General features: G+C 70.7%; 17 protein-coding genes. 11 read left to right on the plus strand and 6 right to left on the minus strand.

What is annotated here, in order from left to right; translation table 11 throughout:
* The first annotated feature begins 20 nt into the window (after positions 1-20).
* Together MIAR_RS00840 and MIAR_RS00845 are read left to right on the plus strand one after the other, a co-directional pair.
* Entirely contained in the window at positions 21-182 is a 162-nt protein-coding gene (locus MIAR_RS00840) for a hypothetical protein (protein WP_285630038.1), read from the plus strand.
* A gap of 234 nt (positions 183-416) precedes the next feature.
* Positions 417-866 (plus strand): GNAT family N-acetyltransferase, encoded by a 450-nt coding sequence (locus tag MIAR_RS00845; RefSeq protein WP_285630040.1) that lies wholly within the window; start codon positions 417-419, stop codon positions 864-866.
* A gap of 5 nt (positions 867-871) precedes the next feature.
* Here the strand turns inward: MIAR_RS00845 and MIAR_RS00850 are convergent, their stop codons facing one another.
* Positions 872-2,314, minus strand: a complete 1,443-nt coding sequence (locus MIAR_RS00850) for a 2-isopropylmalate synthase (protein ID WP_285630042.1) — start codon at positions 2,312-2,314, stop codon at positions 872-874.
* A 162-nt stretch (positions 2,315-2,476) separates the two neighbouring features.
* Here MIAR_RS00850 and MIAR_RS00855 point away from each other — a divergent pair, with 162 nt between their 5' ends.
* On the plus strand, positions 2,477-3,172 hold the full coding sequence (locus tag MIAR_RS00855; RefSeq protein WP_285630044.1) for a FadR/GntR family transcriptional regulator: 696 nt from the start codon (positions 2,477-2,479) through the stop codon (positions 3,170-3,172).
* Positions 3,169-3,969 (plus strand): ABC transporter ATP-binding protein, encoded by an 801-nt coding sequence (locus tag MIAR_RS00860; RefSeq protein WP_285630046.1) that lies wholly within the window; start codon positions 3,169-3,171, stop codon positions 3,967-3,969. Before MIAR_RS00855 ends, MIAR_RS00860 begins: the two co-directional genes overlap by 4 nt.
* 40 nt (positions 3,970-4,009) lie before the next feature.
* On the opposite strand, the gene MIAR_RS00865 is transcribed toward MIAR_RS00860, so the two are convergent.
* The 3 genes from MIAR_RS00865 to MIAR_RS00875 are packed head-to-tail and all read right to left on the minus strand — an operon-like array spanning position 4,010 to position 9,728.
* A complete protein-coding gene (locus MIAR_RS00865; RefSeq protein WP_285630048.1) occupies positions 4,010-7,414 on the minus strand; it encodes an error-prone DNA polymerase in 3,405 nt (1,134 codons plus the stop codon).
* The gene (locus MIAR_RS00870) at positions 7,414-9,000 is read right to left on the minus strand and encodes a DNA polymerase Y family protein (RefSeq protein WP_285630675.1); all 1,587 of its coding nucleotides are present in this window, start codon (positions 8,998-9,000) and stop codon (positions 7,414-7,416) included. Before MIAR_RS00870 ends, MIAR_RS00865 begins: the two co-directional genes overlap by 1 nt.
* Positions 9,000-9,728 carry a hypothetical protein gene (locus MIAR_RS00875; protein ID WP_285630050.1) on the minus strand — a complete coding sequence of 243 codons (729 nt, stop codon included), beginning with the start codon at positions 9,726-9,728 and terminating at the stop codon, positions 9,000-9,002. Before MIAR_RS00875 ends, MIAR_RS00870 begins: the two co-directional genes overlap by 1 nt.
* A 102-nt stretch (positions 9,729-9,830) precedes the next feature.
* Between MIAR_RS00875 and MIAR_RS00880 the strand changes: the two genes are divergently transcribed.
* The 4 genes from MIAR_RS00880 (at position 9,831) to MIAR_RS00895 (ending at position 11,548) form a co-directional block, all read left to right on the plus strand.
* Positions 9,831-10,121 carry a DUF1905 domain-containing protein gene (locus MIAR_RS00880; RefSeq protein WP_285630052.1) on the plus strand — a complete coding sequence of 97 codons (291 nt, stop codon included), beginning with the start codon at positions 9,831-9,833 and terminating at the stop codon, positions 10,119-10,121.
* 67 nt (positions 10,122-10,188) lie between these two features.
* The gene (locus MIAR_RS00885; protein ID WP_285630055.1) at positions 10,189-10,659 is read left to right on the plus strand and encodes a prepilin peptidase; all 471 of its coding nucleotides are present in this window, start codon (positions 10,189-10,191) and stop codon (positions 10,657-10,659) included.
* Between the two features lie 54 nt (positions 10,660-10,713).
* Positions 10,714-10,929 (plus strand): response regulator, encoded by a 216-nt coding sequence (locus MIAR_RS00890; protein ID WP_285630057.1) that lies wholly within the window; start codon positions 10,714-10,716, stop codon positions 10,927-10,929.
* Positions 10,919-11,548 carry a CYTH domain-containing protein gene (locus MIAR_RS00895; protein ID WP_285630059.1) on the plus strand — a complete coding sequence of 210 codons (630 nt, stop codon included), beginning with the start codon at positions 10,919-10,921 and terminating at the stop codon, positions 11,546-11,548. The genes MIAR_RS00890 and MIAR_RS00895 overlap by 11 nt, the downstream gene beginning before the upstream one ends.
* A 95-nt stretch (positions 11,549-11,643) precedes the next feature.
* Here MIAR_RS00895 and lpdA read toward each other — a convergent pair whose 3' ends face one another.
* Positions 11,644-13,041, minus strand: a complete 1,398-nt coding sequence (gene lpdA, locus MIAR_RS00900) for a dihydrolipoyl dehydrogenase (RefSeq protein ID WP_285630061.1) — start codon at positions 13,039-13,041, stop codon at positions 11,644-11,646.
* A gap of 122 nt (positions 13,042-13,163) precedes the next feature.
* Between lpdA and MIAR_RS00905 the strand changes: the two genes are divergently transcribed.
* The 3 genes from MIAR_RS00905 (at position 13,164) to MIAR_RS00915 (ending at position 14,981) form a co-directional block, all read left to right on the plus strand.
* The gene (locus tag MIAR_RS00905) at positions 13,164-13,646 is read left to right on the plus strand and encodes an FHA domain-containing protein (protein WP_425561543.1); all 483 of its coding nucleotides are present in this window, start codon (positions 13,164-13,166) and stop codon (positions 13,644-13,646) included.
* On the plus strand, positions 13,646-14,335 hold the full coding sequence (ftsR, locus tag MIAR_RS00910) for a transcriptional regulator FtsR (protein WP_285630063.1): 690 nt from the start codon (positions 13,646-13,648) through the stop codon (positions 14,333-14,335). The genes MIAR_RS00905 and ftsR overlap by 1 nt, the downstream gene beginning before the upstream one ends.
* A 100-nt stretch (positions 14,336-14,435) precedes the next feature.
* Complete coding sequence (locus MIAR_RS00915) at positions 14,436-14,981, plus strand: MerR family transcriptional regulator (RefSeq protein ID WP_285630065.1); 546 nt, start codon at positions 14,436-14,438, stop codon at positions 14,979-14,981.
* 66 nt (positions 14,982-15,047) lie between these two features.
* Here MIAR_RS00915 and MIAR_RS00920 read toward each other — a convergent pair whose 3' ends face one another.
* Positions 15,048-15,860, minus strand: coding sequence for a ParA family protein (locus MIAR_RS00920; protein ID WP_285630067.1), 813 nt, complete (start codon positions 15,858-15,860; stop codon positions 15,048-15,050).
* Positions 15,861-15,997: the final 137 nt, after the last annotated feature.

A 15,997-nucleotide genomic window follows, 5' to 3' on the forward strand; every position in this document is an offset into this window, starting at 1 on the left:
CTGATGCCTAGAGTGTGGTCATGGAGAAGAATCGAGCGGAGGAGCCCGAGCGGCCCGCCGCGGTCGACGCCGAGGAGGCGCTGCGCGAAGCCGATGCCGCAGCGGGCGCCGCGAAAGCCGAGGCGAATCGCTGGGGTGGCGCCGACAAGAAGCCCACCGAGCCGAAGGACCGCTTCTGGTGAGTTGGGGCGAGATCACCGAGCCCCGGCAGCGAGGCGAGCTGCTCGCGGCGGCCGTCGGGCGTGCGTACAGCGCGAAGGCCGCAGCCGAACGGCAGGACGTCCCCGTGCCCGCGTCGGCGGCCGGCGAGATCTGGTGCACCGATGACGGCAGTGCGACCGTGTGGGCTATCCCTCGCGAGGATGAAGTGGTGCTCGCCGATCTGGGCACCACGGAACGGGACCCCGCTGCATCCGATGGACGATGCGGATTACGCCGCCTTCCGCGGCGCGTCGGACGAGGAGTACGCGCTGGAGCGCTTCGAGTCCGGCGCCGACCCCACGATCGAGGCCGCGCGCCGGACCACCGCCGAGCAGATGCTCGACCTCCTGCCCGAGGGACTGCAGACGCCCGGGAACCGGTTCTGGACCGTCCGCGACGATGACGACCGGCGCGCGGGGATCCTGTGGCTGCATCTGCGCGAGAACCTGGGGTTCATCTACGACTTCGCGATCGACGAGGACCGTCGGGGGCGGGGACTCGGCACGCAGACGCTGCGCGCGGCGGCGGAGGAGACGGCCCGTGCGGGTCTCGACGTGCTGGCGCTGAACGTCTTCGGCAGCAACCCGGGCGCCCGACGGCTGTACGAGCGCGAGGGATACCGCATCACCGAGTCTCTCTGGTCCGTCCCCATTCCGCGGCGCTGACGGTCTCAGTCGATCGGCTGCGCCTTCCGCGCCGGGTGGCTGCGCAGGATTCCCAGCACCTCGGCGGCGGTGACCTCTCCGCCCGTCGCATCGGCGTGCTGCTGCACGCGCAGCGCCAGCTCGACCTGCTCTTCCCGCGTGAGCTCGATGCCATGGGCGGCCTCCAGGAGATGCGCGATGCCGCCCTTGCCCGATTGCGAGTTGACGCGGATCACGGCCTCGTACCCCCGGCCGATGTCGGCGGGATCGATCGGCAGGTAGGGCACGCGCCAGGCGATCTCGCTCTCGCTGCGCCCCTCCGCAGTCGCGCGGCTGCGGTGCTCCGCCAGTCCCTTGCGGATCGCGTCCTGGTGCGTGCCGCTGAAGGCCGTGTGCACGAGTGAGCCGGCGTACGGATGCCGCGGGTGCACCTCGATGCGATTGCACTCCTCGACCGTGGTGCGGATCCCATCGATGTCCGAGAAGTCGACCATCGGGTCGATGCCCTGGGTGTGCAGGTTGAGGGCGAGCGTCACGAGATCGACATTCCCGGTGCGCTCGCCGTTGCCGAAGAGACAGCCCTCCACACGCTGAGCCCCGGCCAGCATCGCCAGTTCCGCGCAGGCGACCCCGGTGCCGCGGTCGTTGTGCGGATGCACCGACAGGATAACGGAGTCGCGGCGATCGAGATGACGATCCATGTACTCGATCTGATCGGCGTAGACGTTCGGCGTGGCGATCTCCACCGTGGCGGGGAGGTTGAGGATCACGGGGCGATCGGGTGACGCGTCCCACAGCGAGGTCATCGCGTCGCAGATCTCGAGCACGTAGTCGGGCTCGGTCTGATTGAACACCTCGGGAGAGAACTCGAAGCGGACGTTCGGGAGGTCGCCTGCGGCTTCGAGCACGTCCCGGCCGCCGCCCAGGATCAGCTCCCGCAGCTCATTTCGGCTCCGGCCCAGCACGACATCGCGCCAGATCGGGGCGGTGGCCGTGTAGAGGTGGATGACCACGTCGTTCCGGATCCCGCGGATCGCGGCCGCCGTGCGATCGATGAGATCGCGGCGCGCGGGCGTGAAGACCACGATCGTGACATCGTCGGGTGCGAGGTCGGTCTCGGCGAGCAGCCGCACGAAGTCGTAGTCGGTCTGCGAGGCCGACGGGTAGCCCACCTCGATCTCCTTGTAGCCCATCGCGACCATGAGCTCGAAGAAGCGGCGCTTGCGCTGGGGGCTCATGGGTTCGGCGAGGGCCTGATTGCCGTCGCGCAGGTCGACGGGAACCCACAGCGGCGCCGCGGTCAGACGCCGTCCCGGCCACCGCCGATGGTCTCCCAGGGGGACGTCCACGCGGGAGAAGACGTCGGAGTATCGGTGCGAGGGCATCGGCGAGTGCCGTTGCCGGTTCCACGCCGGTGCGTGCGGCTCGGAGGCTCCGGCGGGGAAGGGGGGAGTGATGGATGCGGACATGGTCTCTTCTTCCGGTCTGGTGAGTGCGACCGGCCTGGGCACGTCGAGGCTCCACGACGGGGAGCCGATCGAACTAGGCCCCGTCGTGGCGACGAAGGAGAAGACCCTGGTGAAGCATGGCTAGACTGTAACACAACTCCTCAGACAAGCAGATGGGTTGAGATGGCACAGGTGATGCGCGAGACACTGGCCGACCGGGCGGCGCAGCTGCTGCTCGAACGGATCCGGAGCGGGGAATGGGCGCTCGGGGAGCGGTTGCCCGGCGAGACGACGCTCGCGCCCCAGCTCGGAGTGGGCCGCTCCACGGTGCGCGAGGCGATCCGCCAGCTCGCCGCGAAGGGCGTGCTGCAGACCCGGCAGGGCGCAGGCGTGTTCGTCACCGCCCTCGACGTGCGCAGCGACTGGGACGACGTACTGCGTCGGGCCGACATCCTCGCCGTGATCGAGACGCGCACCGCGATCGAGAGCGAGGCGGCGGATCTCGCCGCCCGGCGACGCACGCAGGCGGACCTCCGCGCCCTGCGGCAGGCGCTGGCGGGGCGCGATGCATCTCGTGCCGCTGCTCGTGGCTCGCGCCGCACCGCATCGATCGAGGGTCACGTCGATGCCGACCTGGCACTGCACAGGTGCATCGTCGTCGCCGCGCACAACCCCGTCCTGCTCGACCTGTACGACAGCCTCACACCGCGACTGCGTCAGGCGATGATCGACATGCTCAGGATGCGCCGGTCGTTCGGCGATGACATCGACCATGAGGCTCACCGGGATCTCGTCGACGCGGTGGTGGGCCGGAGGTCATCCGAGGCATCCGCGCTCAGCCGGGCGCACCTCACCGGCCTCGCCGAGGCGATCGCGTGAGCCGCGGCGACGCGGGTGCGGTCCTGGAGCTGCGGGGCGTCCACTTGCGCCGGAGCGGACGGGCCATCCTGCGCGAGGTCTCGTTCACGGTGCGGACCGGACAGCGCTGGGCTCTGCTCGGTCCGAACGGGGCGGGGAAGAGCACCGTGCTCGGCTTCTGCGGTGCGCAGACGCATCCCAGCGCGGGGACGGTGGACGTGCTGGGGGAGCGGATCGGTCGCGTCGATCTGCAGGCGCTGCGCCGACGCATCGGACACGTCGATCCGAGGCATCCGCTCCAGTCGCCGCTCTCGGCGACGCAGGTGGTGCTCACCGGAGTGACCGGGACCGTCGAGCTGCCGATGAGGTGGACACCGCGGTCCGAGGAGGTGGCACGAGCGCACTCCGCCCTCGACGCCGTCGGTCTGAGTGACCGTCACGAGGCGAACTGGTCCACGATGTCGCAGGGCGAACGCGGGCGTGCGCTGATCGCGCGCGCTCTCGTCGTGGACCCCGAGCTGCTGCTGCTGGACGAGCCCACGACCGGCCTCGATGTCGCGGCGCGCGAGCAGTTCCTCGAGACGGTGGATGCCCTGGTGCGCCGAGAGCCCGAGCTGACCAGCATCCTCGTCACGCACCATCTCGAGGAGCTGCCCGAGTCCACGACGCATGCACTCGTCATCTCGGCCGGCGAGGTGGTCGCGGCGGGGCCGGTGGTCGAGGTGCTCACGACGGAGACGATCTCGCGCGCCTTCCGGCATCCGATCGAGGTGACCCGGCACGGCCGACGCTGGGGTGCGAGCGCGGTACGCAGCTGAACACAGCCTGTCGCGATGCCGGCGCGCCCGCTCGCGCCGCTCATCGGAAGTCCCGGGAGCGGTGCGCGAGGCCGGTGCGCAGATCCTCGAAGGCGTCGGCGAGCACATTCGCGACGCCCTCCGGGGAGCGCTCCAGGATGCCGCGGACGATGAGCGCGGGGGAGTCGCGGGCGACCCGCCGATAGCGCCCCCAGACACCGGCCGAGCAGATCACGTTGACCAGCCCGTGCTCGTCCTCCAGGTTCAGGAAGGTGATGCCGCTGGCCGTCGCCGGCCGCTGCCGGTGCGTGACCACACCCGCCACCTCGATACGGCGGCCGGACTCGTGCGTGCGCAGCTGCTGAGAGGTGAGCACACCGCGCTCGACGAGGGCATCCCGCAGGTGAGCCATCGGGTGGTCGTCGGTGGAGACCCCGGTGGCCCACAGATCAGCCGCCAGGCGCTCGTACCCCGACTGGTCGGGGAACAGCGGCGGCTGCACGGCGAGCGCCGTTCCGGGCAGGAATCGCGCGCGATCCTCGGCGGCCGCCCCCGCCAGCCAGATCGCCTCGCGCCTGCTCAGGCCGAGACACTCGAAGGCGCCGGCGGTGGCGAGCGCCTCGAGCTGCGCAGCCGTGGCATCCGTGCGCCGAACCAGATCATGCAGATCGCGGAACGGCCCGTGCTCGTCGCGTGCGGCCACGATCCGCTCCGCAAGCCTCTCGCCGATGCCGCGGACGCCGGACAGTCCCAGACGCACCGCGAAGCGGCCGTCCCGGCGGTGCGCGGCGGACTCGTCGGGGGCGGAGCGGTCGAAGGCGCCGAACGGCGGCTGCGGGACGATGAGGCAAGAGTCCAGGCCGGTGGGCATCCGCTCTTCCGACGGATCGAGTGCTTCCAGACCGTCCAGCGCACCCGAGGCATGCAGATCGGGTCGCAGCACTCGCACACCGTGATGACGGGCGTCGGCGGTGAGCGAGGACGCCGAGTAGAACCCCATCGGCTGCGAGCGCAGCAGGCCCGCCAGGAACGCCGCCGGGTAGTGCAGCTTCAGCCAGGAGCTGGCGTACACCAGCAGCGCGAAGGACAACGAGTGCGACTCGGCGAAGCCGAAGTTCGAGAACGCCTGGATCTGCGCGTAGATGCGGTCGGCGGTCTCCTCGCTCAGGCCCTTCTCCCGCATCCCCTCGTACAGCGACTCCCGGATCTTCTCGATCTTCTCCAGGCCGCGCTTGGATCCCATCGCCCGGCGCAGCAGATCGGCCTCGTCGGCCGTGCAGTTGCCCAGCACGGTCGCCATCTGGATCAGCTGCTCCTGGAAGACAGGAATGCCCAGAGTGCGCTCCAGCACCGGCTTCAGCGCCGGATGCGCGTAGGTCACGTCGTCCTGACCCAGCTTGCGGCGCACGAACGGATGCACCGCCCCGCCCTGGATGGGGCCGGGGCGGATCAGCGCGATCTGGATGGCCAGCTCGTAGAACTCCCGGGGCTGCAGACGCGGCAGCAGGCCCATCTGCGCGCGCGACTCCACCTGGAACACCCCGATCGAGTCGGCCCTGCAGAGCATGTCGTACACGGCCTGCTCCTCCTTGGGGATGCCGTCCAGGGTCCACACCTCGCCGGTGGTCTCGGCGATCAGGTCGAAGCAGTGCCGCAGCGCCGACAGCATGCCGAGCCCCAGCAGGTCGAACTTCACCAGCCCCATCCACGCGGCGTCGTCCTTGTCCCACTGGATCACGGTGCGATCCTCCATGCGGGCGTGCTCCACCGGCACCACCTCGCCCACCGGCTGCGCGGTCAGCACCATTCCGCCGGAGTGGATGCCCAGATGCCGTGGCGCCTTCAGCAGTTCGCTCGCGTAGGAGAGCACGTCGGCGGGGATGTCGTTGTCGTCGGATGTCTCGATCCCGGCGCTCCACCCGTCGACCTGCTTGGACCAGGCGTCCTGCTGGCCGGGGGAGTGCCCCAGCGCCCGCGCCATGTCCCGCACGGCGTTCTTGGGCCGGTACTGGATGACGTTCGCCACCTGCGCGGCCCGCTCCCGTCCGTACTGCGCGTACACCCACTGGATGATCTCCTCGCGCCTGCTGGAGTCGAAGTCCACGTCGATGTCGGGCTCCTCGCTGCGCGTGGTGGCGAGGAAGCGCTCGAACGGCAGGCCGTACAGGATCGGATCGACGGCGGTGATACCCAGCAGGTAGCAGACCGCACTCGCCGCGGCCGAGCCGCGACCCTGGCAGAGGATGCCGCGGCGTCGGGCCTCTTCGACGATCCCGTGCACGATCAGGAAATAGCCGGGGAAGTCCTTCTCCTCGATGACGTCCAGCTCGCGCGCGATGCGCCGCCTGCCGTCCTCATCGAGCCGGGGGTACTTCGTGGGCACCGCCTGCCACACCAGCATCCGCAGATGACTCATCGGAGTCTCACCGGGCGGCACCTCCTGCACGGGAAGCGCGGGCTTCGCCCTTCGCAGCGGGAAGGCGCAGTCCGCGGCGATGCGCAGGCCGTTCGAGATCGCACCGGGGTAGCGGCGGAACCGCTCTGTCATCTCGGCGCCGCTGCGCAGATGCGCGGCTCCATGCGCGGGCAGCCAGCCGTCGAGGTCGTCCATGCTGCGTGTGGCGCGCACGGCGGCGATCGCCTCCGCGAGCCCCGCCTTCTGCGGGGTGGCGTAGTGCACGTTGCCGGTGGCGACGACAGGCAGGCGGAGGTCGGACGCCAGCCCCCGGAGAACGTCGTTGCGCCGGCTGTCCACCGGATCGCCGTGGTCGATGAGCTCGACGGCCACATGGTCCTGCCCGAACAGATCCACCAGTCGCCGCAGCGGCGTCCCGGCGTCGCCGCGATCGAGTCCTCGGCGCACGCCGCCCTTGCGACATCCGGTCAGGATCGTCCAGTGCCCTCGCCCGCTCGCCACCAGATCGTCCAGGTCGTAGCGCGGGCGGCCCTTCTCGCCGCCGCGCAGCTGCGCGCGGGTGATGGCGCCCGCCAGACGGTGATATCCCTCCACCCCGTTCGCCAGCACGAGCAGGTGGTCGCCGAGCGGGTCGGGCATGCCGGTGCGGCCTTTCGCGCGCGTCCCCTCCTCGCCCAGCGACAGCTCCGCACCGAACACGGTCTGAACGCCGGTGAACTCGGCGGCCTCGGCGAACCGCGCCGCGCCGTAGAAGCCGTCGTGATCCGTGATCGCGAGCGCCGTGAGCCCCAGCGCTTCGGCCTCGGCCAGCAGATCGTCGGGGGAGGACGCCCCGTCGAGGAAGGAGTACGACGAGTGCGCGTGCAGCTCGGCATACGGCACGGCGTTCTCGGGGCGGGTGATGAGAGGAGCGGATGCCGGCGGCCGGTGCCGGCTCAGCGGGCCGGGATCCGCGCGGGGAGCGATCGGCTCGGCGGATATCGGTTCCGTCGGGGCGCTCAGCGTGCGCTCCAGCGACTTCCAGTCCAGCGGCGGATTGCTGAAGCCCATCAGCGGTACCTCCCCTCGGCCCACCAGGCGCCCTCGGAGTGCAGCACCAGCCAGGCCCGGTGCTGCCGGTCCAGCAGCTGGAAGCGATGCCCGGAGCGGCGCCGCCCGGCATCCCAGCGGTGCTCGTGCACCGGCCAGGGTCCCGCCCAGCCGATCACCTCGCTGTCGTCGATGAGAGCAGGCGGGCAGGACAGCTCGCCGCGCTCGCCGATGGTGATCGGCGCGCCCTCGGCACCCGTGACCCGCACCGGGCGCAGGGGCGTGAACACCTCGGCCGGCAGTGGGTCCGGCAGGCTCCCCGGCCAGGGCTGCGCGGGATCGCGCTCCACGACGGCCCGCTCGCCCCACGGTGTCAGCACCTGGCGATCCGCCAGCAGGCGCCCGCCGGAGACGCTCGCGGTGGCGACCCCGGTGTGCCCGAGCAGCGTCTGCACGCGCGAGACGGCGTGGTGCAGGCGCTCGTCCGTGCCGGATCCGAACAGACCCGGCTGGTGATGTGCGGCGTCGTCCACCGCGACCGGGGCGATCCGCACGCCGACGATCCCGCGGAAGGCGTGCGCGGCGTCGGCGTCCGCTCCGGCATCCGGGGAGGTCGCGGCGAGGGATTCGAGCTGCCAGCGCACCCGGTCCACGAGGTCCGAGGCGTCGAAGCAGGTGGGGTGCAGCCAGGTGCGCGAGAACACCGCTCCGTCATCGTCGGCGAGGTCGATGCGCACCTCGGTGCACACCACGGAGGCGTCGGCGAGGGCGAGCATCACGGCATCCGCGGTCTGCCGCACGGCGAAGGCGATCTGGTCGGACTGCCCCAGCGGCGCCTCGAACTCGATCTCCCTCGCCAGCTGCGGGTCGGGTCGACGCGGGGTCGGCGGCCGGGAGTCGGCGCCCCGGGCCAGGGCATGCAGCCGGGCGCCGTGCTCGCCGAAGCGCTCCCGCACCGCCAGGGGCTCGAGGGCGGCGAACCCGCCCAGCGTGCTGATGCCCAGCCGCCCCAGCAGATCCGCCAGCTGCGGCTCGTTCAGCACCTGCAGCGGAAGCGGGGCGAGGAACTCCCGCGCCTGCCCGGAGGGGATCAGCGCCCATCCCGCCTCACCCGCACCGCGGGCCGCCAGCTCGGCGGTGAACATCCCGTCCGCGACCCCGATGCGGGTCTCGGCGTACCCCGCCTCGGCGAGGATCCCGAGCAGCGCGGCCGCGGCCTCGCCCTCACCGCCGTGGTACCGCGAGATCCCGCGTGAGCGCAGCGCGGCGAGGCCCGGCCGCAGCAGGTGCGCACCGGGGGCATGCGACTCGATCAGACGCAGCACCGGAAGGAAAGCGCGCTCGTCCTGAGCGGTGTCGTGCGGCAGCATCCGCAGCTCCGGCATCCGGCTCTGCGCGAGCCGCCTGCGCTGGCCGACGCGCACCCCGTGCGCCCGTGCCGATGCCGTGCACGCCGTGACGACCCCGCCGTGCACGAGCGCGGTGGGCGGATGCGGGGGAGCGGCGCCCAGAGCGGCCCGCAGCGGCCAGTCCGGGAACCACAGCACATGCATGCGCGCGACGGCGGGAGCGTCCGTCGCACCGCTGTCCGTCACGGCACTGTGCATCACGCCACCGCCCAGAGCCGGCGGTCGGGCGCGCCGTCGTGCCGGGGCGCGGCATCCGGGACGTGCACGGCCTCGACGCTGCCGAGCGCTCCGGGCAGCTGCACGCGCAGGCTCTGCGGCCGCGGCGTCGTGCGGGTCTGCGCGGTGAGGGTCACGGTGCGCTCCGACAGCAGACCCCATCCCTCGCCGAGCCCCTCCCAGTGCGGGTCGTGCAGGCTGATCATGCCCTCGCTCTGCGGCCAGGACGAGGCGGCCAGCACCGTGCATCCGCGGTCGCGCAGCCGGGCGGCCAGCCGGGCGGCATCCGCATCCCCGACCCGCGATCCGGGATTGACCGCGATCAGCGGCACGACCTCGGCCAGGGCCGAGACGACCGCCAGCCATCTCTCCCCGGGCTCGGGGACCAGGATCAGCCGGGACAGCTCGACGCCGAAGGATGCGGCGGCCTCGAGGCCCAGCGTGGGCATGCCCACCGCGGCGCACCAGCTGCCGCGCTGCGAGACCGTGCTCATCAGTGCGAAGATCAGGCTCGGCGAGGGCGACACCGAGTAGACCGTGCCGGTCTGCAGCCCCCGCTCGGGGAGCAGCCCCTGCAGCGCGGGATGCAGTGGGAGCACCGCGTCATCGCTGCGCCGGCGCTGCATCCGCGCGATCTCGCGGCGCAGCCGCAGCACATCTCCCGCGCGTTCGTCGGCGGGGGAGAGCGCCGTCATCGTACTGATCCCCATGCATCCATCCTCGAAGAAAGATTCGAACAATTCAAGTCCATCTCGAAGCGTAGATCGCACATCCGACATCGCCGAGTCGGTCGTCTCGTCTACGCTGGACCCATGCGGATCGAGTTCGAGAGCGAGGTCACGCGCTGGAGCGCGCGGGTGGACTCGTGGTTCTTCGCGACCCTGCCCGAGGACCTCTCGCTCGAGATCCGGGAGCTGCCCGCACCGCCGCGCGGCTTCGGCTCGCTGCGCGTCCGGGCGAGGATCGGCCTGACCAGCTGGGACACCTCGATCTTCTTCAGCGGGACGGCGTTCGTGCTGCCGCTGAAGAAGCAGGTGCGCGACGCGCAGGGGATCGAGGAGGGCGGCGTCGTCCTCGTCGATCTCGACATCCTCGAGGTCTGAGGCTCTTCGCCGCCGGGTTGTCCACAGGGCATCGGCGGGCCTCCGCGGATTCGCCTAGCCTTCCAGCATGACCCTCCACGCCCTCGCCGTGCTGCTCGTGCACCTCGCGCTCGCGGGTGTGGGGCTGTGGCTCGTCGTCATCGACGCCCGCGAGCACCGGCTGCCCAATCGCATCGTGCTGCCCGTGCTCGGCGCACTGGTCGTGCTGGTGATCGTCGAGGCGCTGGTCACGGGGGATGCCGGAAGGATGCTGCGCGCCCTCCTCGGCGGGCTCGCGCTCGGCGTCTTCTACGCCCTGATGCACCTCGGATCGAAGCAGGGGATGGGCGGCGGCGATGTGAAGCTCGCCGCCGTGATCGGCCTGGTGCTCGCCTGGCACGGCTGGTGGACGCTGCTGCTCGGAGCGGCAGCGGCCTTCGTGCTGGGAGCTCTGTTCGCGATCGTGCTCATGATGCTCAAGCGGGCGAACCGCTCCACCCGCATCGCCTTCGGGCCATGGATGATCCTCGGCGCCGCCCTCGCGATCGCGGCGACCTGACGACGGGCGGACCGGCCTCGCCTCGTTGTCCCCGCAGGGGGCTACTCTGAGCACATGGCACTCGCACGACTCCACGGCGGCCCGCTCGACGGGCAGATCCTCCCGCTCGACAGCGCGGACCAGACCTCGCTGATCCTGCCCTACAGCGAGACCCAGCTGACGTATCGCCGCGAGGGTGAGGCGACCAACACGGGCGCCCATGACGGGCCCACCGAGGTGGGGTTCCGGTTCGTCGAATCCGGTGACGACATCTCCCCCCATGACGACTGATCCCGCATCGGAGCCGCAGCGCTCCTTCGAGATCGAGCGCAAGTACGACGCGGATGCCGACACGGCGCTGCCGGACTGGACGAGCGTCCCCGGCGTGACCGCGGTGAGCGAGGGCGAGCTGCGCGAGCTCGACGCCCGTTACCTCGACACCTCTGATCGCGCTCTCGCGCAGCGCGGTTTCGCGCTGCGCCGGCGCACCGGGGGACCGGATGCCGGCTGGCACATCAAGGGCCCGCGCCTGGGCGATGGCCGGGTGGAGCTCGGCTGGCCGCTGGACGAGGACGGCCGGATGCCGGAGGCCGTGGCCGAGACGGTCGCACAGCTGACCTCGGGCGAGCTGGTGCAGATCGCCCGCATCGAGAACAGCAGGACGGCGTACCACCTGGAGGGCGAGGCCGGCGTGATCGCCGAATTCGTCGACGACCACGTGCGCGCCACGGATCTGACGACCGGTATCCAGCGGGTGTGGCGGGAGTGGGAGATGGAGCTCGGCCAGGCGGCACCCGCCGACGGGCCCGGACGCGAGGCGTTCTTCGCGGCCGTCGAGCAGGCGGTCCTCGCCGTCGGCGGACGCCCGCCGTCCTCCGGTTCCAAGCTCGCCCGCGCCCTCGGGGTCTGAGACCGACACGGAGCCGAAGCGTATCCGGCTCCGCCCACGGAACGACGAGAGCCCGGGTCGTGCTCACGCACGCCCGGGCTCTCGTGGAGCGGGACTCAGAGGTTGATCATATGACCCGCGAGGCCGTGGAAGCCCTCCTGCAGGGCCTCCGACAGCGTCGGGTGGGTGTGCACGTTGCGTGCGGCCTCGAGAGCGGTGAGGTCCCACTTCTGCGCGAGCGTCAGCTCGGGGAGAAGCTCGGAGACGTCCGGTCCGATCAGGTGGCCGCCGATGAGCTCCAGGTGCTCGGCATCCGCGATCAGCTTGACGAAGCCGACCGGCTCGCCCAGGCCGTTGGCCTTGCCGTTGGCGCTGAACGGGAACTTCGCGACCTTGATCTCGCGGCCCTCGGCGCGCGCCTGCTCCTCGGTGAGACCGAAGCTGGCGACCTGCGGCTGGCAGAAGGTGGCGCGGGGCATCATCCGGTAGTCGCCCAGCGTCTGGGTCTCGGCCTTGCCGATGGTCTCGGCGGCCACGACCGCCTGCGCCTCGGCCACGTGGGCCAGCTGCAGCTTGGCGGTCACGTCGCCGATGGCGTAGATGCCCTCGACGTTCGTGCGCATGTGGTCGTCGATGTCGATCGCGCCGCGCTCGGTGAGCTTGACGCCGGTGTTCTCCAGGCCGTAGCCGTTCACGTTCGGTGCGAAGCCGACGGACATGAGCACCTTGCCGGCGGTGATCTCGCCAGGCTGGCCGTCGCGCGTCTCGTAGGTGACGTGCACGGACGAGCCGTTGTCGGTGACGGTCTTCACCGCGGTGGAGGTGAGGATGTCGACGCCGAGCTTCTTGTACTGCTTCTGGATCTCCTTGGAGACCTCGACGTCCTCGTTCGGGAGGGCGCGGTCGAGGAACTCGATGATCGTGACCTTCACGCCGTAGTTCGACAGCACGTAGCCGAACTCCATGCCGATGGCGCCGGCGCCGACGATGACGATGGACTCGGGCAGGTCGCGGGTGAGGATCTGCTCCTCGAAGGTGACGACGTTCTCGCTCAGCTGCACGCCCGGCAGCAGACGCACGGTCGAACCCGTGGCGATGATGACGTTGTCGAAGGTGACCTCTTCGGTCGTGCCGTCCGACTTGGCGACCGAGATCGCCTTCGGGCCGGTGAAGGTGCCGCGGCCGTCGTACTCGGTGACCTTGTTCTTCTTCATCAGGAAGTGGATGCCCTTGACATGGGTGTTCGCCACCGTACGGCTGCGGTCGAACGCCGCACCGAAGTCGAAGTGCACGTCACCCGAGATGCCGAAGAACTCGGCCTTGTGGTTGAACGTGTGCGCGATCTCCGCGTTCTTCAGGAGCGACTTCGAGGGGATGCAGCCCACGTTGAGGCAGACACCTCCCCAGTACTTCTCCTCGATGATGGCGGTGGACAGGCCGAGCTGCGCGCTGCGGACGGCGGCGACGTAGCCGCCAGGGCCCGCGCCGAGGATGACGACATCGTAATGTGGCATGTCACCAAGCCTATCGTCTGCACCGCGCGCGGGAGCGGCCGTGCGACCGGATCGCGACGCAGATCGCCCTCCCGAGCACCCGATCGCATCAGATAGGCTGAAGGACCGGAGGAGGGAGCCCCGTGACAGACGACAGCACGATCGGCGCCGGAGGCGCGATCCACCGCAATGGCGAAGTGCGGCACGACGTGACGCAGACGTTCGGCCATGAGTCCGACCTGTCCTTCGTGCCGTTCGGCGCGGACCTGACCGAGGCGGAGAGCGCGGCCATCGCCGCACTGCCCGCAGGCTCCGCGCTGCTGCTGGTGCGCGCCGGTGCTCTGGCCGGCGCCCGCTACCTTCTCGACGCCGACGTGACGACCGTCGGCCGGCACCCCGAGGCCGACATCTTCTTCGACGACGTGACCGTGTCGCGCCGTCATGCCGAGATCACCCGCGCGGGCGGCGCCTTCGAGATCATCGACCAGCGCTCCCTGAACGGCACCTACGTGAACGGCGAGCGGGTCGACCGCAGCGAGCTGGCCAACGGCTACGAGCTGCGCATCGGCAAGTTCCGGATGAACTTCTTCGCATCCCCGATCGATCTCGCGGCGGCGAACGACTGATGGCGGCGGCCGGCGCCGCCCGGGAGCGCACCGCGCCCACTGGGCTCCTCAGCATCGGTCAGGTCCTGGCCCGGCTCACCCCCGAGTTCTCCCAGTTGACCTCGAGCAAGCTCCGCTTCCTCGAGGTGCAGGGCATCGTCACCCCGTCCCGCACGGAGTCCGGGTACCGGAAGTTCTCGGCCCACGACGTCGAACGCCTGCGCACCGCGCTCACCCTGCAGCGCGACCACTACCTCCCGCTCAGCGTGATCCGCGAGCAGCTCGACGAGGCCGAGGCCAAGGGGCAGGGCTGGGCCGACATCGTGCCCCGCTCGATCACTCCGCCCGCGCGCCGGCACCGCCGTGACGAGCTGCTGGCGCGCACCGGCGCGACCGCGCAGCTGCTGAACGACTCCATCAGCGCCGGGCTCATCTCGGCGTCGGAGACCTACGGCGAGGAGGTCGCCTCCCTGCTCTCCGGCCTGGTCGCGCTCGCCCGCCACGGCATCGAGCCGCGGCACCTGCGCAGCCTGCGCCAGAACGCCGAGCGCGAGGCGGCACTGATCGAGTCGGCGCTGTCCACTCTGCTGCGGCGCACGGATGCCGCATCCCGCGGGCGGGCCGCGGAGCTGGCCCCTGAGCTGGCCACGCACATCGATGAGGTGCGCAGCCTCATGGTGCGTCAGGCGCTCGATCGCGCGCTTTCGTAACGAACCGGTTGCGACACACCTTCGGTGCGGTGCGGATGTCATTGCCGGTGCCGGGGTGAGGCCCTAGCGTTGAGGTATTCGTTCAGGAGAGGACAGACGTATGAATGCGGATGAGCTGACAGGCGACCCGCGGTTCGTGACCGAGCTCCTCTTCACGGACGGCCTTCCCGCGATGGATGACGAGGTCGGCTACCGCGGTGCGGTCGCCGCGCGGGCGGCGGGCATCACGTACCGCCAGCTGGACTACTGGGCGCGCACCGAGCTGGTCGTCCCCACCGTGCGCGGTGCATCCGGCTCCGGCTCCCAGCGTCTCTACGGCTTCCGGGACATCCTCGTCCTCAAGCTGGTGAAGCGCCTCCTGGACACGGGCATCTCGCTGCAGCAGATCCGCACCGCGGTCGAGCAGCTGCGGGCCGCCGGCATCCGCGACCTCGCCGGCACCACGCTGATGAGCGACGGCGCCTCGGTCTACCTGTGCACCTCGAACGACGAGGTCATCGACCTGGTCAGCCGCGGTCAGGGCGTGTTCGGCATCGCCGTGGGCAAGGTGCTGCGCGAGGTGGAGTCCACGCTCGTCGAGTTCGACCCGACGGCCCCGGACCCGGTCGACGAGCTCGCCGCACGGCGCTCCAAGCGCACGGCGTGAACCGCCCCTGAGACGAGGAAACGCACTCCCGCGGGAGTGCGTTTCGCTTGTGTGCCGTGGTGAGCGTCAGGCCTGCGCGCCGGCCTCCGGCACGGCGACGCGGCCGGCGCGGATGATGCGGTCCAGCAGCTGGTCGAAGTCGGCCGCGAGCTCCTGAGCGGAGTCGCCGGGCCAGATGTGCAGCGGCTTGGCCGCGCCCTGCGCCTGCTGCAGGGAGGTGCGCTCGGGCAGCTGCGGCGCCAGCACGAGCGGGCCGAACATGTCGCGCAGCTCCTTGATGCGGAACTGGTGCTCGATGGACTGCGGGCGAACGCGGTTCACGACGATGCCGAGGGGCTGCAGGCGAGGGGAGAGACCCCGACGGATCTCCTCGATGGCGCGCAGTGCGCGGTCGGCGGCGGCGACCGAGAACAGTCCGGGCTCGGTGACGACCATGACGCGGTCGCTGGCGGCCCACGCCGTTCGGGTGAGGGCGTTCAGCGACGGTGCGCAGTCGATCAGGACGAGGTCGTACTCGCTCTCGACGGTGGCCAGCGCCTCCTCGAGCTTCCAGACGTCGCGCACGCTGGGGTGCGGGCCGTCGAAGTTGATCGCGGACGGGCTGCCGATCAGCAGATCGATCGTGCCCGGGTGCACTTTCGCCCACCCGCTGGTGGTGATCGCCTGACGGACCACCTTCTCCTTGGGGTTCTCCAAGACGTCGGCGATGTTGAGTCGGCCGGCGATCTGGATGTCCATGCCCGTGGAGACATCCGACTGCGGGTCGAGGTCGACCACGAGGGTTCGGATGCCGCGGGCGAAGGCGGCGGAAGCGAGACCGAGGGTCACGGTCGTCTTGCCGACGCCTCCCTTGAGGGAGCTGACGCTGAGTACGTGCACGACCTACACGTTACCGTGCCGTTGCCGTGAGTCTCCTCCGTGCCTCGCAGGTCGGCTTCACATGGCGGAGCCGAGGTGCGGCACACGTTAGTGTGGGGACACACTCAGCCTCCGCTCCGCGCGCGGCATCCGGCGCG

This window comes from Microbacterium arabinogalactanolyticum (genome assembly GCF_030268005.1).
GTDB classification, from domain to species: domain Bacteria; phylum Actinomycetota; class Actinomycetes; order Actinomycetales; family Microbacteriaceae; genus Microbacterium; species Microbacterium arabinogalactanolyticum.